The following is a 24090-nucleotide window of genomic DNA, read 5'->3' on the forward strand; positions in this document are numbered from 1 at the left end:
CCTGCCTTTCAGCGAAGACACCGGGTCGATCATGCCGCCGTACTGCATCGCCGGGATCAGCGTGCCGACCATGGCGAAGAACATCGCGGCGATCTGGCTGCGCGTCACCGCCGAGGCGAGCAGGCCCATGCCGGTGGAGATGACGCAGAACAGCAGCGACGCCGTGGCCAGGGCCAGGAAGCTTCCGGTGACCGGAACGCCGAACACGGTCACCGCCAGCAGCGTCATCAGCAGGAAGTTCAGCATCGCCAGCCCCACGTAGGGCAGTTGCTTGCCGAGCAGGAATTCGCTGCGCGTGACCGGGGTGACGTACAGGTTGATGATGGATCCCATCTCCTTCTCGCGCACCACGGCCAGGGCCGTGAGCATGGCCGGCAGCATCAGCAGCAGAATGGGGATCACGGCCGGCACCATCGCCGGCAGGCTCTTGACGTCGGGGTTGTAGCGGAAGCGGTTCTCCACCGACACGTTGCCGCCGGCCGCCGCGCCGTACCGCCGGCGGGCCTGCTCCGACAGCCAGTGCTGGTGCATGCCCTGCAGGTAGCCCTGCACGGTCTCGGCGCGCTGCGGCATGGCGCCGTCGAACCACGCGCCTATGGACACCGGCTTGCCGCGGGCCACGTCGCGGGCAAAGCCGGGCGGTATCTCCAGCGCCATGCTCAGCTCGCCGTTGCGCATGCGCCGGTCCAGGTCGTCGTAGCTGGTGATGGGGGCTTGTTCCAGGAAGTAGGCGGAGCCGGCGAGGTCGAGCTGGTAGCTGGTCGACAGTCCGGTCTGGTCGAGGTCGAACACGGCGTACTTCAGGTCGTTGACGTCGGTGCCGATGCCGAAGCCCATCACCACCATCAGGATCAGCGAGCCGCCCAGCGCCAGCGTGGCGCGTATCGGGTCGCGCCGCAGTTCCAGCGCCTCGCGCCAGGCGTAGCTCAACAGGCGCAGCAGGCTGAAGCGTTTGCGGGGATGGGGCGGGGCGGCGGGCCGGACCTCGGCCGCCGGGGATGCCGGCGCGTCGTCGTCGGGCGCCGCGCCGCCGCCCGCCTCGATCAGGTAGCCGATGAAGGCTTCCTCCAGATGCTTCGCGCCACGCTTTTCCACCAGCCGGGCGGGGGTGTCGCTGTCCAGCACCCTGCCCGCGTGCATCATCGACATGCGGTCGCAGCGCTCGGCCTCGTTCATGAAGTGGGTGGAGATGAAGATGGTGACCTTGTCGCGCCGCGACAGCTCCACCAGCAGGCGCCAGAACGCGTCGCGCGCCACCGGGTCGACGCCCGAGGTCGGCTCGTCCAGGATCAGCAGCTCGGGCTTGTGCACCATCGCCACCGCCAGCGACAGCCGCTGGCGGATGCCCAGCGGCAGCGACTCGGGCAGCTCGTCGATGGCCTTCTCCAGCCCGAAGCGCCCGACCATTTCATGCACGCGCGCGGGGATGTCCGCTTCGGGCACGTGGAACAGGCGCGCGTGCAGCACCAGGTTCTGCCGCACGGTCAGCTCGCTGTAGAGCGAGAACGCCTGCGACATGTAGCCGACGCGCCGGCGCGTATCCAGGTCGTGCGGATCGACCTCGTGGCCGAACAGCCAGGCGCGGCCCTCGCTGGCCGCCAGCAGGCCGGTCAGCATCTTCATGGTGGTGGACTTGCCGCAGCCGTTGGAGCCGAGGAAGCCGAAGATCTCGCCGCGGCGGATGCGAAAGCTCACGCTGTCCACCGCGACGAAGTCGCCGAAGCGCATGGTGAGATCCCTGGCCTCGATCGCGATGTCGTTCTCGTCGGCGTCCAGCGGCGGGATCGTCACCGGTGCGTGTCCGCGCTTCTTCTCCTCGGGCAGCAGCGCGACGAACGCGCCTTCCAGCGAGTCGCTGGCGGTGCGCGCCAGCAATTCGGCCGGCGTCCCGGTGGCCAGCACGCGGCCGTCGTCCATCGCCACCAGCCAGTCGAAGCCCTGGGCCTCGTCCATGTAGGCGGTGGCCACGATCACGCTCATGCCGGGGCGGTCGCCGCGGATGCCGGCGATGAGCTCCCAGAACTGCGCGCGCGCCAGCGGATCGACGCCGGTGGTGGGTTCGTCCAGGATCAGCAGGTCGGGGTCGTGGATGAGCGCGCAGCACAGGCCCAGCTTCTGCTTCATGCCGCCCGAGAGCTTGCCCGCCGGGCGTCCCAGGAAGCTGTGCAGGCCGGTGGCGCGGGTCAGCTCGTCGATGCGGCGGCGACGCTCGCCCTCGCCGTGGCCGAACAGGCGCGCGAAGAACTGCAGGTTCTCCTCGACGGAGAGCGTCGGGTACAGGTTCTTGCCCAGGCCTTGCGGCATGTAGGCGATGCGCGGACACGCCGAGTTGCGGTGGCGCGGGCTGGCCATGTCGCCGCCCAGCACCTCGACCCTGCCTTCCTGCACGGCGCGCGCGCCCGACACCAGCGACAACAGGCTGGACTTGCCCACGCCGTCCGGGCCGATCAGGCCCACCATGCGGCCGGCGGGAACGTCCAGGTCGATGCCGGCCAGCGCCTGGACCTTGCCGTAGTGCAGCCGCACGCCTTGCAGGCGTACGGTTGGCGGCGCGGCGCGGTACATGTCTATTTCCCGGCGTTCATGGTCAGCGACGCCGGCCACCTGGCTGCCGGATCGAGCTTGATCCATGCCTCGCCGGGAACGCCGGTCTTGACCTGGTCGAGGTGCTTGCGCAGCAACTCGGGCGCGATCCTGGCACGCACGCGGAACATCAGCTTCTGCCGTTCGCTGGCCGTTTCCACGGCCTTGGGCGTGAACTGGGCCTGGCTCGCGACGAACGATACCGTGGCGGGTATCACCACGCCGGGCGCGGCATCCAGCAGGATGCGCACCTCGCTGCCCAGGGCCACGCGCGCCGCCACGGTCTCCGGGATGAAGAAGGTCATGTAGACGTCGGAGAGGTCGATCAGGTTCAGCACCCGGCCGCCGCCGCCCAGCACTTCGCCGGGCTGGGCGACGAGGAACTGCACGCGCCCGTCGCGCGGCGACTTCAGTTCGCTGTCGCGGACGTCCGCCTCGATGCGGTCGATGGTGGCTGCCGCGGCCTGGACCGAAGAGCGCGCGCCGACCACTTGCGCCTTGGCCGCGGCCACCGCCGCCAGCGCTGCGGTCACCTGCGCGCGGGTGGCGGTCAGCGCGGCCTCGGCGCCACGCGTGCGGGCGCGGTCGTCGTCGAGCTCCTGCCCCGACGCCGCCCCTTCGGACGCCAGCGTTTCCGAACGCGCCTGGCGCCGCCGGGCGGCATCCAGTTCGGCCTCCCGCTGGGCGACCTGGGCTCGCGTGGCGGCGACATCGCTCTCGCGCAGCAACACCTGGGCTTCGGCCGCCGTCGCGGCGTGCTGCGCCTGGTCGCGGGCCGCCTGCGCCTCGGCGCGCTGGGCCTCCAGCGAGTCCAGCTGCATGCGCGCCACGGGCTGGCCGGCGGTGACGAAATCGCCCTCGCGCACCAGCACTTCCCGTATGCGCCCGGGCAGGCGGGTGGCCACGTCCACCTCGGTCGCCTCCAGCCGGCCGTTGCCATGCACGAATCCCTCGCCGGAATCCGCGCGGTGGTAGTGCGACCAGGCCCAGAAGGCGGCGACGGCCGCGATCGCGACGACGGCGGCAGGCAGGAGTTTCTTCTTCAGGGCGGGAGAGATGTTCATGGGCACGCCTTAACGGGGAGATGCGGAGACGGAACCTGGCGCCGCAGTGCTCCGGGGGCCGGATTGCGTTCCGCCGCCCAGCGCCGCGTACAGCGACACCTGGTTCGACAGCAGGGCGCGCCGGGCCTGGACCAGTTGCTGCTCGGCGCTCAGCAATTCGCGTTGCGCATCGAGCACCTCCAGGTACGCGACCGAGCCGTTGTCGTAGCGCAGCTGGGCCAGCCGCGCGCGCTCGCGGGCGGTAACCAGCGCCGTGCGTTGCAGGTCGCGTTGCTCGGTCAGCCAGCGGCGTGCGGACAAGGCGTCGGAAACCTCCCGGAACGCGGTCTGGATGCTCTTTTCGTACTCCGCCACGGCGATGTCGCGGCGAACCTCCGACAGCTCCAGGTTGGCCCGCCGCCGGCCGCCATCGAAGATCGGCAGCGATATCACCGGGGCGAACGACCAGGCCCGGCTGCCGGACGAGAACAGTCCGTCGAGTTCGGCGCTGGCCGTGCCCAGGCTGCCGGTCAGTGCGATGCGCGGAAAGAAGGCCGCGCGCGCCGCGCCGATGTCCGCGTGCGCCGCGATCAGGCGGTGTTCGGCGGCCACGATGTCGGGGCGGGCCGTCAGCAGTTCCGAGGGCAGGCCCGGCGCCAGCTCGGCCAGTTCCATGGTTTCGTCGAACGGGGCCGCCTCGGGCAGCGGGCCAGGATGGGCGCCGATGAGCAGGCCCAGCGCATGGACCTGCGTCGCGCGCGCCTGTTCCAGTTGCGCCAGCAGAGTCTGCGCCTGGTTCAGCAGCAACTGGACCTGCGTGAGATCCAGCTTGGAGATCGCTCCCACCTCGAAGCGACGGTTGAAGATGCGGGAGGTTTCCTGCCGGGTCTCGACGGTGCGCCGGGCCAGCGCCAGGCGCTCGTCCACGTCGCGCACGCCCAGGTAAGCGTCGGCGACCTGGGCGATCAACGCCATGCGCGCCGCCCGACTGCCTGCCTGCGTGGCCAGCCACTGCTGCAATGCCGAGTCGTCGAGGTTGCGCACCCGCCCCCACAGGTCCAGTTCCCAGCTGCTCGCACCGATCTCGGCGCGGTACTCCGCGCTGGTGACCGGGCTTCCGCTCAGGTTGAGATCGCCCGGGACCCTGGCCCGGGTGCCCCGCGCCCCCGCGTTGACCTGCGGGAACAGTTCGGCACGCTGGATCCGGTACGAAGCGCGGGCTTCCTCGACCCGCAGCAAGGCCACCCGCAAGTCCCGGTTGTTGTCCAGCGCGGTCTGGATCAACTGCTTCAACACGGGGTCGGTGAAATAGTCGTTCCATGCGAGGACCGGGGCGGCATGTCCCGACACGCCTTGCGCACTGTCCAGCCACGCGTCCGGCACGGGCAATCGTGGCGCCTCGTACCGCGGCGCCAGGGAAGCGCAGCCGCAGAGTGCCAGGAGGATGGAGGCGGCCAGGGCATGTCGCCACGGCAGGATGGAGTCCCGGGGCCGTGGCGCGGCAGCCGCCGCGCGGGCATCGGCATGCGGACCGTGCGAAGCACCCATGCTTCCCCACTCCGGGGGACAACGGACAGGCACGTGACTCATGAAGGCGGAGCCCTGGGGAAATTGGCTGATCAAGCGCGTCAACGCCGTCCCGGTCATGCCGAAACAGATGCGCCGACTGCATAACGACCGATGAGTCGTTAGCATACATGCCAGCGACCAGCGGGTCGATGAATTTGGCCTTGGTATTCTCCCGAATTGTTCCTGCAGGCCATTCGTCATCGTCATGACTCGTTCCCGACGCTCAGCGACCCCCAGGCGCATCCGGCTGGCGCCGGAGGTACGTGCAGAAAAAATCCTCGATTCCGCGTTGGCCGAGTTCTCGCGGCACGGATTCGCCTCCACCAGGATCGAGGACATCGCGCGTGGCGCCGGATTGGCGAAGAGCGGTTTCTATGCCCACTTTCGCAGCAAGGAAGGGATCTTCGAAGCGCTGTTGACGCGGCATTTGGCCACAGGCGAGGCGGTTCCCTTCGGGGAAGGCGACAGCGCGGCGGACTTCGTCGACCGCTTCGTCGACTTCTGCTATTCGCGCCTGGCCGACCCCCGTCGACAAGCCACGCTGCGGCTGCTGCTGGTCGAAGCCCACCGGATTCCCGAGCTGGTGCGCCAATGGCGCCGGGAGGTCGCCGATCCGATGATGGAGGCGCAACTCGATGTGCTGCGGGCCGCGGTGGCGAGAGGGCAACTGGCCCATGGCCTGCTACTCGACGATTTCCAGTTCGCCTACTCCCCGGCCCTGTACCGGGTGCTGCTGAGCGGGCCACCCGACGAGCGGGCGGCAACGACCGGCAAGGCCCTGGAGATCCACCGCGAGCTGCACCGCCAGATGATGCTCGCGTTCCTGCGCGCCCCCGTGCAGCCAAAGGAGGCCTCTTGCGCAACCGATGGATCGTCGTCCTGATGGCGGGTTTCCTGTCCGCCTGTGGCGCGCTGCCGTCGCTCAAGGGGCGCAGCGTTTCCACCGCATGTCCCGCGGACGACGGCGCGGATACCCGCCTGGCCCGGGGGCTGCAGCTTGGGGTCGAGCAGCATCCCGGCCTCTCCGGCGTGGTGCCGCTGCCCGATGCGCTGGATGCCTTCGCCTCGCGCATGGCGCTGATCGCCGCCGCGCAGCGCACGATCGACGTCCAGTACTACATCTGGCGCGACGACATCACCGGCAACCTGTTGCTGCGCGCCTTGCGCGACGCCGCGGAACGGCAGGTCCGGGTGAGGCTGCTGCTGGACGACAACGGCACGACGGGGCTGGACGAAAAGCTCGCGCAGCTGAATGCGCGGCAGCACGTCGAGGTGCGCCTGTTCAATCCGTTTGCCCAGCGCCGCTTCAAGTCGTTGGGATTCCTGACCGACTTCAGGCGCCTGAACCGCCGCATGCACAACAAGTCGCTCACGGTCGACGGCCAGGTCACGGTGGTGGGCGGAAGGAACGTGGGCGACGAGTATTTCGGCGCCACCCGGGGCATCGCGTTTGCCGACCTCGACGTGCTGGTGGCCGGGGCGGTCGTCGGCGACGTCTCGAACGACTTCGATCGCTACTGGAACAGCGCATCGGCCTACCCGCTGGAAACGCTGGTGCGCCCGGGACGCGCGGACCGGGCGGGGCACCCGCGGAAAGAGGACGCGACCGCGGTCGTCGATCCTCGGCTGGGGGCGTATCTGGAGGCCGTGGCGCAGTCCCGTTTCGTCGAGGACCTGATGGCCGGCACGCTGGACTTCCAGTGGGTGCCGGTGCGCATGGTCAGCGACGATCCCGCAAAGGCGCTGGGCCACGTGCCCCGGGAGACCCTGCTGTTGCCGCGGCTGGCGCAGATGCTGGGGCGCCCCGCGTCGTCGGTGGACCTGGTTTCCCCCTACTTCATACCCACGCGGCAGGGCGTGGAAGCGTTCGGCGCGCTTGCCGGTCAGGGCGTGAAGTTGCGCGTGCTCACGAATGCCATGGAGGCAACCGATGTGGTCGCCGTGCATGCCGGCTATGTGAAGTACCGCAAGCCCCTGCTCGAAAAGGGCGTCACCTTGTTCGAGCTGCGGCGGGAGGCTGGCCGGAAGCTGCCGAAGGAGAAGCACGGGCTGCTCGGAAGCTCCGGTTCCAGCCTGCATGCCAAGACCTTTGCCGTGGACGGCAAGCGTGTATTCGTCGGCTCGTTCAACTTCGACCCCCGCTCGGCCAGGTTGAACACGGAGCTGGGCTTCGTGATCGAGAGCGAGCGGATGGCGCAGGCGATGAGCAAGGCCTTCGATCTCGCCGTGCCCGACCACGCCTATCGGCTGGAGCTTTCGGAGCAGGGCAGGATCGTCTGGCTCGCGAACACGCCCGAAGGGTTGGAGCGCTGGACGAAAGAGCCGTCGTCGCCACTGTGGCGACGAGCGTACGTGAAGTTCCTGTCCCTGCTGCCGATCGAATCGCTGCTCTGAGGCGCCGGGGCATTCCTTCCGGCAAGCCTGGCCCTGCGACCGCGTTGCCGCTGCCGCATCTGCTTGCGATAGTGCGGAAGTGGAACGATGCCAAGGAGGCGCACATGCGCATACGCAAAGCATGGATTTCCGTTGCCGCCATCGCGACCGTTGCCGCGTTCCCCGCGACGCCCGCGTTCGCGCAGACCGGCGACCAGGCCGTGGAGGCTTCGCTGCTCGGCATGCCCCAGGTGTCCTCGCGGCATCCCGACCTGTTCTATCGCGAGGCGGGCATCCGCGCCTACAAGGATGGCGACAAGTCGCATGCGCAGTCCTTGCTGCTCAAGGCCGCGCGCTTCGCGGACAAGCCGGCGCAGGCCTTGTTGGCGGCCATGTACTGGAACGGCGATGGCGTGCCGCGCGATCGGGCGCGGGGCTATGCGTGGATGGATCTCGCGGCGGATCGCGGTTATCCCGATCTGCTGGCGAGCCGCGAGGCGTTCTGGCAACAACTGGACGCAGGCGAGCGCAGGCAGGCGCAGGCCGTGGGGCAGGAGATCCATGCGGAATACGGCGACGAAGCGGGGCTGCGCCGGCTGGACGGCGCGTTGCGCCGGGAGCGGCTCAACGTCATCGGCAGCCGTACCGGTTTCGGCGGCAACAGCACCGTGCGGCTGCGCAGCGGGGCAGGCCCCGCGCTTGGGCACGCACTCGACACCGGTCCGGCCGTGCTGGGCGGCACCCCCGTGCGTGGCGAACAGTTCTTTTCGCCCGCGCTCTGGTCCGCTGCGCCCTATGCCAGCTTGAAGGACGCCGTATGGGTCGACGCTGCCCGTGCCACCGGGACCGTGCAGGTGGGCGACTTGCAGGCCATGCCGGCTCCGGCGGCCTCAAGCGGAAAATAGGGGGCAGGGAGCATCCGGAGTCCGCCGACGCATCGTCTCCGGATGCATGGGACTCGCTTCGTGCGCTGCCGGAGGCGGCCCCGCATGGCTCTGCCGGCTCGCGGCTGCCAGCCATGCGACAGCCGTCTGCGGGTATGCTTGCGTTTCGCCGTGGGCCGGTGCGGCCCGTGGCTTCCCCATGCCCCCACAACGGATAGTCCCCATGAACATCTCGCGCCTCCTGCCTGTCGCCGCACTGGTTGCTGCCGCCGGTCTTTCCCTCGCCCCCGTGACGCCGGCCCGGGCGCAGACGGCCGCGCCGGCTGCCGGCAACCCGCTGGGCGGCAGCCCGGTGGCGGGCGTGTGCATGCTTTCGCGCGAGGCGGTGTTCGCGCAGTCCAAGGTGGGCCAGTCGGCCAGCGATCGCCTGAAGTCGCTGGCGACGCAGCAGCAGCAGTCGCTGGAAACCCAGCGCAAGCCGTTGGAAACCGAGGTGCAGGCGTTCCAGCAGAAGGCGTCCACGCTGACCGAGGCGCAGCGCCAGCAGCAGGGCCAGGCGCTGCAGCAGCGCATGCAGAGCTACCAGGAGCAGGTGAACCAGCTCGACGAGCGCATCCAGCTCACCCGCGGCAAGATCATGCAGCAGATCGGCGAGCAGGCGCAGCCCCTGGTCGCCAGCAGCTACACCAGCCACCACTGCGGCCTGCTGCTGAACCGCGACGCCGTGCTGGGCGGCAATACCACCAACGACCTCACCGCCGACGTGGTCCGCGGCCTGGACGCCAAGCTCACCACGCTGAACTTCAGCCTCGAGCCCGCACCGGCGACGCCCGCGAAGTAATTCCGGAACGCATCGCTGCAGGTCGGGAGCGGCTGCCGCGCCATCGCGCGGCGGCCGTTTCCTTTTCCGGCGGGCCGATCGACGTGGCGCGGCGGGCGACGAGTCGCCGGGAGCAGACGGGGCTTCGTCGCCGATTTCCCGCGCGTGCGGCCACTCGCCCCCAGCCTCTTCCCCGCTCCTCGAAGCAGGGCCATCCCCGGCCCTGCTCCGCGTCCCGAAGGGGAGAGGGAGCGCAGCGCATGTTCGATCGAGGATGTGCATCGCGGGTGCTACAGTTCCCGCCTTGTCACGCATCGGGCAACCCACATGACCAGCAGCGCCTTCTATCCCATCGGCACACCCGGCACGCCGTGGGGGCCGGCCGAGGTGGCGGCGTGGCGCACGCTGCAGTCGCGCAAGCGCAGCCATGCGGACGAGGTGCTGGGTCGCATCGATGCGCTGCGCGGGCGCTTCGAGGTGGCGGAATACGGCCGGCTGGACTACGCGCCCGAGCAGTATCCGCTGCATGTGGTGAAGAGCCGCGACTGGGACGAGGCGCTACCCATCATGCTGGTGACCGGTGGCGTGCACGGCTACGAGACCAGCGGCGTGCACGGCGCGCTGCAGTTCCTTGAGCGCGACGCCGCGCGCTACGCGGGCCGCATCAACCTGCTGTGCGTGCCCTGCGTCAGCCCCTGGGGCTACGAGCGCATCCATCGCTGGAATCCCGACGCGCTGGACCCGAACCGCAACTTCCGCGAGCACAGCCCCGCGCAGGAATCGGCTGCGCTGTGGCGGCTGCTGTCGCCGCTGCGCGACCGCGCGCGCATGCACATCGACCTGCACGAGACCACCGACAGCGACGAGAGCGAGTTCCGCCCCGCGCTGGCGGCGCGCGACGGCAAGCCGTACGGGCCGGGCACCATTCCCGACGGCTTCTACCTCTGCGCGGACAGCGCGCGGCCGGAGCCGGCGTTCCAGCAGGCGGTGGTCGCGGCGGTGGCGCGGGTCACCCATATCGCGCCGGCCGATCCGGACGGCACCATCATCGGTTCGCCGGTGGTGGCGCACGGCGTGATCGAATACGACTGCCGCAAGCTGGGCCTGTGCGCCGGCATCACCGACGCGCACTACCGCACCACCACCGAGGTCTATCCCGACAGCCCGCGCGCCACGCCCGCGCAGTGCAACGACGCGCAGGCGGCGGCGGTGTGTGCGGCGATCGACCACGCGCTGGCGCACGGCTAGAACGCGCGGCCGCAGGCCCGGGATGGCGGTCGCCGCCGGCGGCGCAACCGGCGGATCGCAAGTCCGCACGGCGCCTGCCTGCGTGACTGTCGGCTGTTGGCAACCGCGGCAGGGGCGGCATAGGCTAGCCGTTCCCTTCCACGCGAGCCGCCATCCGACATGAAATTCCTGCTGATGGTCTACAGCGACGACGCCTTGCTGAACGCCCTGCCGCCCGGCGAGTTCGACACGCGCATGCACGCCTGCATCACGCACGCCGACGAGTTGCGTGCCGAAGGGCGGCTGATCGACGCGCAGCAGCTGGAGGCGCCGGCCACCGCGAAGGCGGTGCGCACGCGCCTCGGCCACACCACGGTGCTGGACGGCCCGTTCGCGGAAACCAAGGAGTACCTCGCCGGCTTCAACCTCATCGAGGCCGAAAGCATGGAGGAGGCGGTGCGCATGGCCGCCGAGCTGCCGTGGGCGCAGACCGGCTGCATCGAGGTGCGGCCGCTGCGCGATTTCGACGCGGTGCGCCGGCGCGTGGGCGCCTGACGCAACGCGTCGGATGCCGTCGCCTCAGTGCGCGACGGTCTGCGACTCGACCACCATGTCCAGTACGTAGGCGGACGCCGAAGCATCGGCGGGCGGGTGTTTCATCGTGTAGCGCTTTACCCGCAGCACGTTGCGTACGCCGGGCTGGTGCGTGTAGCCCTCGATGTCCTGCTGCAGCGGACGCCAGTGGCCGGGCGTGCCGGTCTTCAGGCCGTTCGCGTCGTAATGCACGTCGCGCACGCTGAGGCACTGCCGGTTCCGCATCAGCGGGTGATGGCAGGGCACGGTTTGGGCCGCCACCTCGAGGAACTCGGTGACGCCCGGGCCGCCGTAGCGCGTTTCGGCCGTGGGCACGCCGGTGAAGTCCAGCGTGTCGCCGGCGGCGGTGCGCAACTGCAATTGCGGATGCGCGCCCTCGTGCGAGACGGCGATCGCGGGCCGGCCGCTCAGGGTCGCGCCGACCAGGCTGTCGAGCTGGTTCAGCGCGAGATCGGGGCAGGCCATCATGGTGTGCATCATCGGGCCGACCACGAGGTGGCCGTTCTCGATGTGGTAGCTGCCGCCCATGCCGTTGCAGCTGTTGCGCACGTTGACGCGGTTGCCGCCGAAGTCCAGCTGCAGCGGCTTGTCCGGACGCACGAACAGCGCCGCGATGCGCTGGCCGCCGTGGTCGCTGGCCTGCGTCAATCGCCAGTGGTAGCCGCCGAGCAGGGCGACGTCCGGCTCCGCGGCAGTCGCTGCCGTGCTTCCCGGCGGCGGCGCCTGGGTGCCGTGGGCGGGCAAGGCGGAAACGCAGACGGCAAGCGCGAGCGGGAGCAGCAACAGAGGGGAGCGCATGGTGTTCTCCGAGGGTCGCAGTGCCGTGAGCTTACGCCCCGTGCTGCGTCATGGCGATGTCGGCGGAGATGATTGCCACGGCATGCAGCGATGCCCCCGTTGTCGGACAATGCCGCTACGGTCCGTGACACGAAATCCTCGAGGCGCGCATGCTGAAGATGGTCGGTTTCGACGGCGACGACACGTTGTGGCGCAGCGAGGATTACTACCGCGACGCCAACGCCGGCTTCGCCGCCATCGTGGGCGCCTACGCCGACCTCGCCGACGAGGCGGTGCACGCGCGCATGCTGGCGACCGAGCGCAGCAACCTCGCGCTGTTCGGCTACGGCGCCAAGGGCATGGCGCTGTCGATGGTGGAAACCGCGATCACGCTCAGCGAGGGGCGCATCAGCGCGCAGGACATCCATCGCATCGTGGCGATCGGCAAGCGCGTGCTGCAGCATCCGGTGGAACTGCTGCCGGGCATGCGCGAGGCGGTGGCGGAAGTGGCCGCGCGGCATCCGGTGGTGCTGATCACCAAGGGCGACCTGTTCCACCAGGAGAAGAAGGTGGCGGAGTCGGGGCTGGCCGGACTGTTCCGCCGCATCGAGATCGTCTCCGAGAAGGACGTCGCCACCTATCGCCGCCTGCTGGACGAGTTCGGCGTCGCCGCGGGCGAGTTCGCGATGGTGGGCAACTCGCTGCGTTCGGACATCGAGCCGGTGCTGCGCCTCGGCGGCTGGGGCGTGCACATGCCCTACCACGTGACCTGGGCGCACGAGCTGGAGAACGGCCTGGACGCCAGCCACGCGCCACGCATGCGCGCGGTGGAAAACGCCGCGGGGATTCCCGCCGCGGTGGCGCAGCTGGACGCGCTGGCCGCGGCCTGCTGACGGCGCCGCGCCTGCTGCCGGACACCCGCGTCTGACCGGACCTTGCGTGTTCGGCGACTTCCCCATGCACGCGTGGAGCGCGCGCTGACGGAAGCGGATGCGCGCCCGTTTCTCGTCGCCCGGGCCGTCCACGCCCAGGTTCGGACGCCCATCCGCGCGGCATGCGCAGCGGCCGTCGCGGCCGGCCGATGGTGCGTTCGAATTCCGGTCGACCAGACTGTTTGTGCGACGCGGAAGCTGCGACGCAACACGTTTCGTGGATTCTGGAAACCGCGTGTTTTCAACGGGATGGCCTTGCGCCGGAGAGTTTTCCGGGATGGCACGCGTCTTGCCCTCTCTCCGTAGACCGATGCGCATTCGCCATCGGGCGGATGCAACACGAACCCGGGGAGAACGAAATGACACTCGACCAACAAGATGACCGAGCGCCTGCGCAGGTCATGGGCATCGATGCCGGCGGCACGATGACCGACACCTTCTTCGTCCGTTCCGACGGCCGCTTCGTCGTCGGCAAGGCGCAGAGCAATCCGCAGGACGAATCGCTTGCCATCTACAACTCCTCGCAGGACGCATTGGCGCTGTGGGGCCGCGATGTCGACCAGGTCTATCCGGAACTGGTCACCTGCGTGTATTCGGGCACCGCCATGCTGAACCGCGTGGTCCAGCGCAAGGGCCTGGACGTCGGCCTGATCGTCAACAAGGGCTTCGAGCACACCCACAGCATGGGGCGGGCTTGCCAGAGCTATCTCGGCTACGCGCTGGAAGAGCGCCTGCACCTCAACACCCACCGCTACGACGAGCCGCTGGTGCCGCTGAGCCGCACCCGCGGCGTGACCGAACGCACCGACGTGCAGGGCGAAGTGGTGATCCCGCTGCGCGAGGCGGACGTGCGTGCGGCGGTGCGCGACCTGGTCGACGGCGGCGCCAAGGCCATCGTCATCGTGCTCCTGCAATCGCACAAGAACCCGACCAGCGAACGCCAGGCGCGCGACATCGCGCTGGACGAGCTGAAGAAGCTCAAGGCCGACCTGCCGGTGTTCGCCTCGGTCGACTATTACCCCTCGCGCAAGGAAAGCCATCGCGCCAACACCACCATCCTCGAGGCCTACGCCGCCGAGCCGTCGCGGCAGACCCTGAAGAAGGTCAGCGACCGCTTCAAGAAGCACGGCGCCAAGTTCGACCTGCGGGTCATGGCGACCCACGGCGGCACCATCAGCTGGAAGGCGAAGGAACTGGCGCGGACCATCGTCTCCGGCCCCATCGGCGGGGTGATCGGTTCCAAGCTGCTGGGCGAGGCGCTGGGCTACGAGAACATCGCCTGCTCGGATATCGGCGGCACTTCGTTCGACATGGCCCTGATCACCAAGGGCAACTTCGCCATCGCCTCCGACCCGGACATGGCGCGGCTGGTGCTGTCGCTGCCGCTGGTGGCGATGGACTCGGTCGGCGCCGGCGCCGGCAGCTTCGTGCGACTGGACCCGTATTCGGGTTCGATCAAGCTCGGCCCGGACAGCGCCGGCTATCGCGTCGGCACCTGCTGGCCGGAGAGCGGGCTGGAGACGGTATCGGTGTCCGACTGCCACGTGGTGCTCGGTTACCTCAACCCGGACAACTTCCTCGGCGGCCTGATCAAGCTCGACGTGCAGCGCGCGCGCGACCACATCAAGGCGCAGATCGCCGATCCGCTGGGCCTGTCGGTCGAGGACGCCGCCGCCGGCGTGATCGAACTGCTGGACCTGTCGCTGCACGAATACCTGCGTTCCAACATCAGCGCCAAGGGCTACAACCCGGCCGACTTCGTCTGCTTCAGCTACGGCGGCGCCGGTCCGGTGCACACCTACGGCTACACCGAGGGGCTGGGCTTCAAGGACGTGGTGGTGCCGGCGTGGGCCGCGGGCTTCTCCGCGTTCGGCTGCGCCTGCGCCGAGTTCGAATACCGCTACGACAAGAGCGTGGACATCGCGGTGCCGCAGCACGGCAGCGACGCGCAGAAGATCGAGGCCTGCAAGGTGATCCAGAGCGCCTGGGCCGAACTGGCCGACAAGGTGGTCGAGGAGTTCGTCATCAACGGCTTCAAGCCCGAGGAAATCACCCTGCTGCCGGGCTACCGCATGCAGTACATGGGCCAGCTCAACGACATCGAGATCGTCTCGCCGATCTCCGCGGCGAAGAGCCCGGACGACTGGCAGAAGATCACCGATGCGTTCGAGCAGACCTACGAGCGCGTCTACGCCAGCTCGGCGCGTTCGCCGGAACTGGGCTTCTCGGTGACCGGCGCGATCATGCGCGGGCTGGTCGCCACGCAGAAACCGGTGCTGCCGGAAGACCCGGTCGGCGGCCCGAAGCCGCCCAAGGAAGCCCACCTGGGCACGCGTCCGTTCTACCGCCACAAGCGCTGGGTCGATGCGCAGCTGTGGAAGATGGAGTTGCTGCAGCCCGGCAACCACATCGTCGGCCCGGCCATCATCGAGTCGGACGCCACCACCTTCGTCGTGCCGGACGGCTTCGAAACGCGGCTGGACTCGCACCGTCTGTTCCACCTGCAAGAAACCCAGGCCAAGTAAGGAGCCGACCCATGAACATCCTGTCACGTCCCGAAATCGTCCTGCCCGACCTGCTGGGCAACGGCAAGTCGCTCAAGCAGTACCGCGGCGAGGTGGTCGAGCGCACCCGCAACAGCGGCCACTACAACGGCCTGGAAAAGCTGGAGCTGCGCGAGGCCGACCCGATCGGCTACGAAAAGCTGTTCTCGAAGATCCGCGGCGGCCTGGTCCATGCGCGCGAAACCGCCAAGAAGATCGCCGCCAGCCCGATCGTCGAGCAGGAAGGCGAGCTGTGCTTCACCCTGTACAACGCGGTCGGCGACTGCATCCTGACCTCGACCGGCATCATCATCCACGTCGGCACGATGGGCGCCGCGATCAAGTACATGATCGAGAACGACTGGGAGAACAACCCCGGCATCAACCCCGGCGACATGTTCACCAACAACGACTGTCAGATCGGCAACGTGCATCCCTGCGACATCGCCACCATCGTGCCGATCTTCCACGAAGACCGGCTGATCGGCTGGGTCGGCGGCGTCACCCACGTGATCGACACCGGCGCGGTGACGCCCGGTTCGATGTCCACCGGCCAGGTGCAGCGCTTCGGCGACGGCTACCTGGTCACCTGCCGCAAGACCGGGGTCAACGACCAGCCGCTGAAGGACTGGCTGCACGAGTCGCAGCGTTCGGTGCGCACGCCCAAGTACTGGATCCTCGACGAGAAGACCCGCATCGCCGGCTGCCACATGGTCCGGCAGATGGTCGAGGAGGTGATCGCCGCCGAAGGCATCGAGGCCTACGAGAAGTTCGCGTTCGAGGTGATCGAGGAAGGCCGCCGCGGCCTGCAGAGCCGGATCAAGGCGATGACCATCCCCGGCACCTACCGCAAGGTTGCCTTCGTCGACGTGCCGTTCGCGCATGCCGACGTCAACACCTCGTCGGCGTTCGCGAAGATCGACTCGATCATGCATTCGCCGGTGGAGATGACCATACGCCGCGACGCGACCTGGAAGCTGGATTTCGAAGGCGCCTCGCGCTGGGGCTGGCACAGCTTCAACGCCCACCAGGTTGCCTTCACCAGCGGCCTGTGGGTGATGATGACGCAGACCCTGGTGCCCACGCAGCGCATCAACGACGGCGCCTACTTCGGCACCGAGTTCCGCCTGCCCAAGGGCACGTGGATGAACCCGGACGACCGCCGCACCGGCCACGCCTACGCCTGGCATTTCCTGGTGTCCGGCTGGAGCGCGCTGTGGCGCGGGTTGTCGCAGTCGTACTTCAGCCGCGGCTACCTGGAGGAAGTCAACGCCGGCAACGCCAACACCAGCAACTGGCTGCAGGGCGGCGGCATCAACCAGGACGGCGAAGTGCATGCGGTGAACAGCTTCGAGGCCAGTTCCTGCGGCACCGGCGCCGGCGCGATCAAGGATGGCCTCAACAACGCCGCGGCGATCTGGAACCCGGAAGGCGACATGGGCGACGCCGAGATCTGGGAGATGGCCGAGCCGCTGCTGTACCTGGGCCGCAACGTCAAGGCCAATTCCGGCGGCTACGGCAAGTTCCGCGGCGGCAACGGCTTCGAGTCGCTGCGCATGGTGTGGAAGGCCGAGGACTGGACCATGTTCTTCATGGGCAACGGCTACATGAACTCGGACTGGGGCCTGATGGGCGGCTATCCGTCGGCCAGCGGCTACCGCTTCGAGGCGCACGGCACCGGCCTGAAGGAACGCATCGCCCGGGGCCAGCCGCTGCCGCTGGGCGGCGACTTCGACCCGACCGCACGCGAGTACGAGAAGCTGCTCGGCGCCAACAGCCGGGTCAAGCGCGACAAGCAGTGCATCACCACCGAGGACTGCTACGAGAACTACGACCTGTACCTGAACTACCTGCGCGGCGGCCCCGGCTTCGGCGACCCGATCGAACGCGACGTGAAGTCGATCGAGAAGGACCTCAACGAGCAGAACGTGCTGCCCGAGTACGCGCACAAGGTGTACGGCGCGGTGGCCGCGCAGGATGCGCACGGCCGCTGGAGCGTGGACGCGAAGAAGACCGAGGCGCGGCGCAAGGAAATCCGCCAGGAGCGCCTGGCGAAGTCGCTGCCGACCCGCGAATGGATGAAGCAGGAACGCCAGCGCATCCTCGAGAAGCACGCCGCGTCGCAGGTCAAGCACATGTTCGCGACCAGCTTCGGCCTGTCGCCGAAGTTCCTCGGGGAATTCCGCGCGTTCTGGGACCTGCCGGCCGACTGGAACATGACCGAGGACGAGCTGGAGGTGCCCAGCTACGGTTCCCGCTCGCGCATGGACCTGTCGAAGATGCCCGATGTGCGCACCGTGGTGCTGGTCGAAGAGTGATCCCGGCGCCCGTCGCGGCCGCGCCGCGACGGGTGGTTCCGACAACAATGGAGAATACCGATGTCCACCTATACCAAAGAACAGATCGGGAACCTGGTCGACGCGCGCCTGGATTGGGAAACCACCCTGCGCATGCTGTCCATGCCCAAGGACCGCGAGCGTTTCGAGATGTACCTGGAGCAGCTGCAGCAGCGGGTGCCGTGGAAGGACAGGATCGTGCTGCCGCTGGGCCCGCACCTGTACATCGCGCGCAACGACCGCAACCAGTGGCGGGTCAAGTGCGGCTGCGGCCACGACTTCTGCGATTACCGCGAGAACTGGAAGCTGCACGCCAACATCCACGTCCGCGACAACGCCGAGGCGATGCTCGAGGTCTATCCGCAACTGCTGGCCCCTGACACGCAGTGGCAGGTCTACCGCGAGTACTACTGCCCGCAGTGCGGCACCCAGCACGACGTGGAAGCGCCGACGCCCTGGTACCCGGTGATCCACGACTTCGAGCCCGACATCGAGGGCTTCTATGAAGAGTGGGTCGGCCTGCCGGTTCCCGCGCACGCGGATTGAGCGGCCCGGGGCGCGCCCGCCGCACGGGCGCGCCCCATCCGTCCGGTCCGATTCCCTTCCCGCCAACGCAGGCGACGACATGAAAGCACTGGTTTACCAAGGCCCCGGCGACAAGCAGTGGGTGGAACGGCCGCGTCCCGCGGTCGCCGCGCCCACCGACGCGGTGGTGCGCATCGTCCACACCACGATCTGCGGCACCGACCTGCACATCCTCAAGGGCGACGTGCCCACCGTCGAGGCGGGCCGCATCCTCGGCCACGAAGGCGTCGGCGTGGTCGAGGAAGTCGGCAGCGCGGTGGCCAACTTCAAGCCCGGCGATCACGTGCTGATCTCGTGCATCACCGCCTGCGGGCGCTGCAGCTACTGCAAGCGCCAGCTGTACGCGCATTGCAAGGACGGCGGCTGGATCCTCGGCCACCGCATCGACGGCACCCAGGCCGAATACGTGCGCATCCCGCATGCCGACAACAGCCTGTATCCGGTGCCGGAAGGCGTCGACGAACAGGCGCTGGTGATGCTCAGCGACATCCTGCCGACCGGCTTCGAGATCGGCGTGCTTTCCGGCCAGGTCGGTCCCGGCGACACCGTGGCCATCGTCGGCGCCGGCCCGGTCGGCATGGCCACGCTGCTGACCGCGCGCTTCTATTCGCCGGCGCGGATCATCATGGTCGACGCGGACCCGGCGCGGCTGGCGATGGCGCGCACCTTCGGCGCGACCGACACCATCGACGTGACCCGGGAGAACGCGGTCGAGCGCCTGCTCGCGCTGACCGACGGCGTGGGCGTGGACGTGGCGATCGAGGCGGTGGGCATTCCCGCCACCTTCGACGTCTGCCAGCAGGCGATCGCCCCGGGCGGACGCATCGCCAACGTCGGCGTGCACGGCAAGAGCGTGGAGCTGCACCTGGAACAACTGTGGATCCGCAACATCACGCTGACCACCGGCCTGGTCAGCACCAGCAGCACGCCGCTGCTGCTGCAGACCGTGCAGGCCGGCAGCGTCGATCCCGGCGCGCTGGTCACCCATCGTTTCGCCCTCGACGACATCCTCACCGCCTACGACGTGTTCGCCAACGCGGCGCGCGAGAAGGCGATGAAGGTATTGCTGTCGGCCCCCTGAAACGGCCTTGCGTCGGAGGACCCATGACTCGCCCGGTGCATATGGAAGGTGGCTTCGCCGCGACCCGGCTGGGCCGTTTCATCGACGACCACGGTTACCTGTCGCTGGAACACCTGCGCGACGAGGCGGCCGCCGATCCGGCGATGTTCTGGGAAGAAATGAGCGTGGCGGTGGGCCTGCAATGGGCACGCCGGCCGGACCAGGTGCTCGACCTGTCCGACGGCAAGCCGTGGCCGGAGTGGTTCGTCGGCGGCCAGCTGGACCTGTACGACAACCTGGTCGGTCGCCACGCGCGCCGGCAGCCGGACAAGGCAGCCCTGCGCTGCGAGGACGGCGACGGCCGCGTGACCGTGCTGAGCTACGCGCAACTGGACGACCAGGCGCGCCGGCTGGCCGCCGGCGTGTCGCGGTTGGGCATCGGCGCAGGCGACCGCATCGCCCTGTGCCTGCCGATGTGCGCCGAGGCGGCGGTGCTGCTGCTGGCCGCGATGCGCATCGGCGCCATCGTCGTGCCGATGTTCTCCGGCTACGGCGTCGATGCGATGACCACCCGCCTGCTGGATGCCGAGGCGGCGCTGCTGGTGTGCGGCGAACGCGCGCGGCGGCGCGGCGCGAGCATCGACACGCTGGCCCAGGCGCGAGCGGCGGCGAGCGGCTGTCCCTCGATCCGCGGCATCGTGGTGGTGCGGGAGTCCGCCGAGCCGGCGGACCAAGACCGCGCCGTGCGCGTGCCGGAAATCGCCTGGTCGCAGCTGCTGGACGGACCCGCCGCCGATGCCGCGCAGGCGGCGCATGCGGCTTCCGCGCCGCTGCTGCTGATGTACACCTCGGGCACCACCGGACGGCCCAAGGGCGTCGTGCACACCCATGGCGGATTTCCGTTGAAGGCGGCCGCCGATCTGCTGATGGCCTTCGATTTCGGCGCCGACGACGTGCTCTGCTGGATCACCGACATGGGCTGGCTGATGGGGCCGTGGTCGATCTACGGCGCCTTGCAGCACGGCGCCACCGTGGTGCTGTTCGACGGCGCCCCGGACTACCCCGATGCCGGCCGGTTGTGGCGGCTGGTGCGCGACCACGGCGTCACCCACCTGGGCGTTTCGCCGACCCTGGTGCGCTTGCTGATGGCGGCCGGCGATGCCGCCCTGGACGCGGATGCGCTTGCCGGCCTGCGGGTGTTCGGCGCCACCGGCGAACCCTGGAACGACGCGCCGTGGCACTGGCTGTACCGCAACGTCGGAGAGGGGAAGCGACCCATCGTCAACTATTCCGGCGGCACCGAGATCGGCGGCGGCATCCTGGCCAGCTTCCCTGGCCTGCCGCAGCGCGCCTGCGCGTTCCACGGGCCGATCCCCGGCATGGCCGTGGAGATCCACCAGGAACACGCCGGGCCGGGCGAGGCGATCGGCGAACTGGTGCTGAAGCAGCCGTTCCCGGGCATGACCCGGGGCTTCTGGCGCGACGACGCGCGTTACCTGGAGACGTACTGGTCGACGTACGAGGACACCTGGGTGCACGGCGACCTCGTCGAGATCGACGCGGACGGCTACTGGTACGTGCGCGGACGTTCCGACGATACCTTGAAGATCGCCGGCAAGCGGGTCGGCCCGGTCGAATACGAGTCGGTGCTGGTCGGCCACCCCGCGGTGCGCGAAGCGGTGGCGGTGGGCGTGCCGCATCCGTTGAAGGGCGAGACCGCGCTGTGCCTGGTGATCCTGGCCGAGGGCGCGGCCAGTTGGGCATCGCTGCGCGCCGAGCTCGAGGCCAGCATCGTCGAGCAGCTCGGCAAACCCATGCGTCCCGGTGCGATCCTGGCGGTCGAGGACATCCCGCGCACGCGCAACGGCAAGATCCTGCGGCGGCTGGTGCGCAACGCCTGGCTGGACCGTCCCTGCGGCGACCTGTCGGCGCTGGAAAACCCGGAAGCCGTGGCCGTCCTGCGCACCCTGGGCCTCGCGGCGGCGCCGGGCTGACGCACGGATGTTGCAATGCACCTTGAGCACAGCGTCCGAAAGTCGGACGCTCGTTGTTCCGGCTGAATCCAGTCGCCTCCACGGCGGGCCGCAGGGTGAATCGCCCGATTTCCAGCCAGATGTTCTCTGACCCCCTGCACGAATCCGTGGTGATGGCGGCGTGGGAGCGTTTCCTGGCGGGCGGGGATTCCAGCGAAGCCTTGCGCGACGCGGTCGATGGCTCATGGCAGCGTTGCCAGCTGGGCCAGGTCGATCCGGCCCAGAGCAGCGGACCGCCGCCGATCTCGGAAAGCTCCCTGTACCTGTTGCACCAGGCGCACGGCGAGCTGCTGGACCTCAGCTCGCCGGTGATGGCCCACGCGCGCGACTTCCTTTCCGAAACCGGCACGATGATGGCCCTGGCCGATCCGCGCGGCACCATCCTCTCGATCGAGGGCGACCGGCACACCATCGACGATGGACAGAGCATCCACCTGATGCCCGGCGGCGCGTGGAGCGAGCTGGTCATCGGCACCAACGCGATCGGTACCGCGCTGGAACTCGGCCAGCCGGTGCAGATCCATTCGGCCGAGCACTATTGCGAAGGCATCAAGCGCTGGACCTGCTCGGCCACGGTGATCCGCCACCCGCTGGACGACGAGATCCTCGGCGTGGTCGACGTGTCCGGCCTGTCGCAGACCTTCAGCCGGCACACCCTGGGCCTGGTGGTCACCACCGCCAGCCGCATCGAGAACCGCCTGGCGGCGCGCGAGATGGAACTGCGCTATCGCCTGCTGGAAGCCACGATGGCGCGGCTGTCGGCCTCCGGCCACGACGGCATGATCCTGTTCGACCGTCGCGGCCATCCGATCAAGGCGAACGGGGTGGCGCAGTCGACGCTGATGCAGCGCGGCGGCCCGTTCGACCTGTCGCGCCCGCGCCGCCTGCAGGCGCTGGCGCTGGCCCCGCAGTCGCCGCACGCGCCGGTCGGCCTGCCGGAATGGATACGTCCCGACTGGCTGCACCCGGTCACCGACGGCGGCGAACGCATCGGCACCCTGCTGGTGTTGCCCGGCGTGCAGCGCGCGTCCAGGCCCCAGGTCGTTGCCGACGACGATGCGGCGCCCGCCGCGCGCGGCGACGCGGTCGCGTTCGCCCATCTCGCCGGCACGTCGCCGGCGCTGCGCGACGTGGTGGGCAAGGCCACGCAACTGGCGCGCTCCAAGGTCGCGGTGCTGCTGATGGGCGAAACCGGGGTGGGCAAGGAAGAATTCGCCCAGGGCATCCATCGCGCCAGCGACCGCCGCGACGGCCCGTTCATCGCCGTCAATTGCGGCGGCCTGTCGCGCGACCTGCTGGCCAGCGAACTGTTCGGTTACGCCGAGGGAGCCTTCACCGGCGCGCGCCGCGGCGGCCACGCCGGCAAGATCGAAGCGGCCAACGGCGGCACGCTGTTCCTGGACGAGATCGGCGAGATGTCGCCGGACCTGCAGCCGCACCTGTTGCGGGTGCTGGAGCAGGGCGAGATCCAGCGGCTGGGCGAAAACCGCGCACGCAAGATCGACTTTCGCCTGGTCACTGCCACCCATCGCGACCTGCGCCGCGAAGTGGCCGCAGGCAACTTCCGCATGGACCTGTTCTACCGGATCGCGGTCACCAGCATCCAGGTGCCGGCGCTGCGCGAACGTCCGTCCGACATCCGCGAACTGGTCGCGCATTTCCTGTCGCACTTCGCCGCCGAGCACGGCCTGCCGCCGCACGTCATCGACGAGCCGGCGATGGCCTGCCTCGAAGCCTACGCGTGGCCGGGCAACGTGCGCGAATTGCGCAACGTGATCGAATCGATGTTGCTGATGGCGGACGCGCCGTCGATCGGCGTGCGGGCGTTGCCGGTGGAAATCCGCGAGGGCATCGGCTTCGAGGTGCCGCCGTCCACCTGCGCGCTGCCGCGCAGCGGCCTGCGCATCGACCATGCCGAGCGCGACGTCATCGTCGACACCTTGCGCACCGCGCGCGGCAACCTGACCAGGGCGGCGAACCTGCTCGGCATCGCCAAGAGCACGCTGTATGCGAAGCTGGAAAAGTACCGCCTGCACGAGGAAGTCTCCAGCGCCCGCAGCCAGGAAGACTTCGCGCCGCCGCCATCCCCGCATCTGAAGTAGGGCATGCAGGGCAAGCGAAAGCCGAGGCGGCTCGTTGCCTGCCGCGAATGCGGCATCGCCGGTGCGGGCGCCCTTGCCGGCCCGTCCGCATGGCCGGATGCCACCGGACCGGACGCGGCTTCATGACGGGGCCGCGCCTGGTGCTGGACACCAACGTCTGCCTGGACCTGTTCGTGTTCGGCGACGCGCAGTGCGCGCTGCTGCGCGAGGCGCTGCGCACGGGCGCGGCGGAGGCGGTGACGGACGAGGCCTGCCGCGCCGAATGGCTGGCGGTGCTGGCCTATCCGCAACTGGCGCTGGATGCGGCGCGGAGCATCGCGGCCGCGGCCGCGTTCGACGCGCAGATGCGGACATGGCCTGCGGCGGAGCGCCGGGCGGCTGCACCGCGCCTGCCGCGCTGCGCCGATCCTGACGACCAGAAATTCCTGGAACTGGCGCAGGCGAGCGGGGCGCAGTGGCTGCTCAGCCGCGACCGCGAACTGCTGAAGCTCACGCGGCGCACCGCGCGCGAGCACGGCTTCGGCATCCTCACGCCGCAGGCATGGACGCTGGCTCAGGCCGGATCGGCGCCCGCGTCGTCGGCGAAGCCGGTGTAGCCCTCGGGGAACACCGGCGTGCCGTCTTCCTCC

The 24090-nt window shown here is 69.2% G+C and carries 18 protein-coding genes; 14 read left to right on the top strand and 4 right to left on the bottom strand.

The window, feature by feature from the left end:
- From rbbA to PCA_RS01960, 3 genes are all read right to left on the bottom strand, one after another.
- Positions 1-2565, bottom strand: a 2565-nt coding sequence (gene rbbA / locus PCA_RS01950) for a ribosome-associated ATPase/putative transporter RbbA (protein WP_255436598.1), incomplete at its 3' end; no start/stop codon positions are given.
- 2 nt (positions 2566-2567) lie between these two features.
- A complete protein-coding gene (locus PCA_RS01955) occupies positions 2568-3647 on the bottom strand; it encodes an HlyD family efflux transporter periplasmic adaptor subunit (RefSeq protein WP_181300489.1) in 1080 nt (359 codons plus the stop codon).
- A 9-nt stretch (positions 3648-3656) separates the two neighbouring features.
- The gene (locus PCA_RS01960) at positions 3657-5174 is read right to left on the bottom strand and encodes an efflux transporter outer membrane subunit (protein ID WP_181300490.1); all 1518 of its coding nucleotides are present in this window, start codon (positions 5172-5174) and stop codon (positions 3657-3659) included.
- A 226-nt stretch (positions 5175-5400) separates the two neighbouring features.
- On the opposite strand from PCA_RS01960, the gene PCA_RS01965 reads away from it, so the two are divergent.
- From PCA_RS01965 to PCA_RS01990, 6 genes are all read left to right on the top strand, one after another.
- Entirely contained in the window at positions 5401-6078 is a 678-nt protein-coding gene (locus PCA_RS01965; protein ID WP_255436599.1) for a TetR/AcrR family transcriptional regulator, read from the top strand.
- Positions 6051-7589 (top strand): phospholipase D family protein, encoded by a 1539-nt coding sequence (locus tag PCA_RS01970; RefSeq protein ID WP_255436600.1) that lies wholly within the window; start codon positions 6051-6053, stop codon positions 7587-7589. The genes PCA_RS01965 and PCA_RS01970 overlap by 28 nt, the downstream gene beginning before the upstream one ends.
- Positions 7590-7633: 44 nt before the next feature.
- The gene (locus PCA_RS01975) at positions 7634-8473 is read left to right on the top strand and encodes a sel1 repeat family protein (RefSeq protein ID WP_181300492.1); all 840 of its coding nucleotides are present in this window, start codon (positions 7634-7636) and stop codon (positions 8471-8473) included.
- A gap of 202 nt (positions 8474-8675) precedes the next feature.
- Positions 8676-9293, top strand: a complete 618-nt coding sequence (locus PCA_RS01980) for an OmpH family outer membrane protein (RefSeq protein ID WP_181300493.1) — start codon at positions 8676-8678, stop codon at positions 9291-9293.
- 306 nt (positions 9294-9599) lie between these two features.
- A complete protein-coding gene (locus tag PCA_RS01985; RefSeq protein WP_181300494.1) occupies positions 9600-10520 on the top strand; it encodes a M14 family metallocarboxypeptidase in 921 nt (306 codons plus the stop codon).
- Positions 10521-10679: 159 nt separating this feature from the next.
- Positions 10680-11054 carry a YciI family protein gene (locus PCA_RS01990; RefSeq protein WP_181300495.1) on the top strand — a complete coding sequence of 125 codons (375 nt, stop codon included), beginning with the start codon at positions 10680-10682 and terminating at the stop codon, positions 11052-11054.
- A gap of 24 nt (positions 11055-11078) precedes the next feature.
- On the opposite strand, the gene PCA_RS01995 is transcribed toward PCA_RS01990, so the two are convergent.
- Positions 11079-11891, bottom strand: a complete 813-nt coding sequence (locus PCA_RS01995) for an META and DUF4377 domain-containing protein (protein ID WP_181300496.1) — start codon at positions 11889-11891, stop codon at positions 11079-11081.
- Positions 11892-12040: 149 nt separating this feature from the next.
- On the opposite strand from PCA_RS01995, the gene PCA_RS02000 reads away from it, so the two are divergent.
- The 8 genes from PCA_RS02000 (at position 12041) to PCA_RS02035 (ending at position 24057) form a co-directional block, all read left to right on the top strand.
- A complete protein-coding gene (locus PCA_RS02000) occupies positions 12041-12763 on the top strand; it encodes an HAD family hydrolase (protein WP_181300497.1) in 723 nt (240 codons plus the stop codon).
- Between the two features lie 440 nt (positions 12764-13203).
- The gene (locus tag PCA_RS02005) at positions 13204-15327 is read left to right on the top strand and encodes a hydantoinase/oxoprolinase family protein (RefSeq protein WP_219918462.1); all 2124 of its coding nucleotides are present in this window, start codon (positions 13204-13206) and stop codon (positions 15325-15327) included.
- A gap of 11 nt (positions 15328-15338) precedes the next feature.
- Positions 15339-17663: a hydantoinase B/oxoprolinase family protein gene (locus PCA_RS02010; protein WP_219918464.1), complete on the top strand. Its 2325-nt coding sequence runs from the start codon at positions 15339-15341 to the stop codon at positions 17661-17663.
- A gap of 60 nt (positions 17664-17723) precedes the next feature.
- The gene (locus PCA_RS02015) at positions 17724-18227 is read left to right on the top strand and encodes an acetone carboxylase subunit gamma (RefSeq protein WP_181300499.1); all 504 of its coding nucleotides are present in this window, start codon (positions 17724-17726) and stop codon (positions 18225-18227) included.
- 79 nt (positions 18228-18306) lie between these two features.
- Positions 18307-19347 (top strand): zinc-dependent alcohol dehydrogenase family protein, encoded by a 1041-nt coding sequence (locus tag PCA_RS02020; protein ID WP_181300500.1) that lies wholly within the window; start codon positions 18307-18309, stop codon positions 19345-19347.
- Between the two features lie 23 nt (positions 19348-19370).
- The gene (locus PCA_RS02025; protein WP_181300501.1) at positions 19371-21320 is read left to right on the top strand and encodes an AMP-binding protein; all 1950 of its coding nucleotides are present in this window, start codon (positions 19371-19373) and stop codon (positions 21318-21320) included.
- Positions 21321-21439: 119 nt separating this feature from the next.
- Positions 21440-23461, top strand: coding sequence for a sigma-54-dependent Fis family transcriptional regulator (locus tag PCA_RS02030; RefSeq protein WP_181300502.1), 2022 nt, complete (start codon positions 21440-21442; stop codon positions 23459-23461).
- Between the two features lie 122 nt (positions 23462-23583).
- Positions 23584-24057, top strand: coding sequence for a PIN domain-containing protein (locus tag PCA_RS02035; RefSeq protein WP_181300503.1), 474 nt, complete (start codon positions 23584-23586; stop codon positions 24055-24057).
- Positions 24058-24090: the final 33 nt, after the last annotated feature.

Source organism: Rhodanobacter sp. PCA2, from assembly GCF_013620825.1.
In the GTDB taxonomy this organism is placed as follows: Bacteria; Pseudomonadota; Gammaproteobacteria; order Xanthomonadales; family Rhodanobacteraceae; genus Rhodanobacter_A.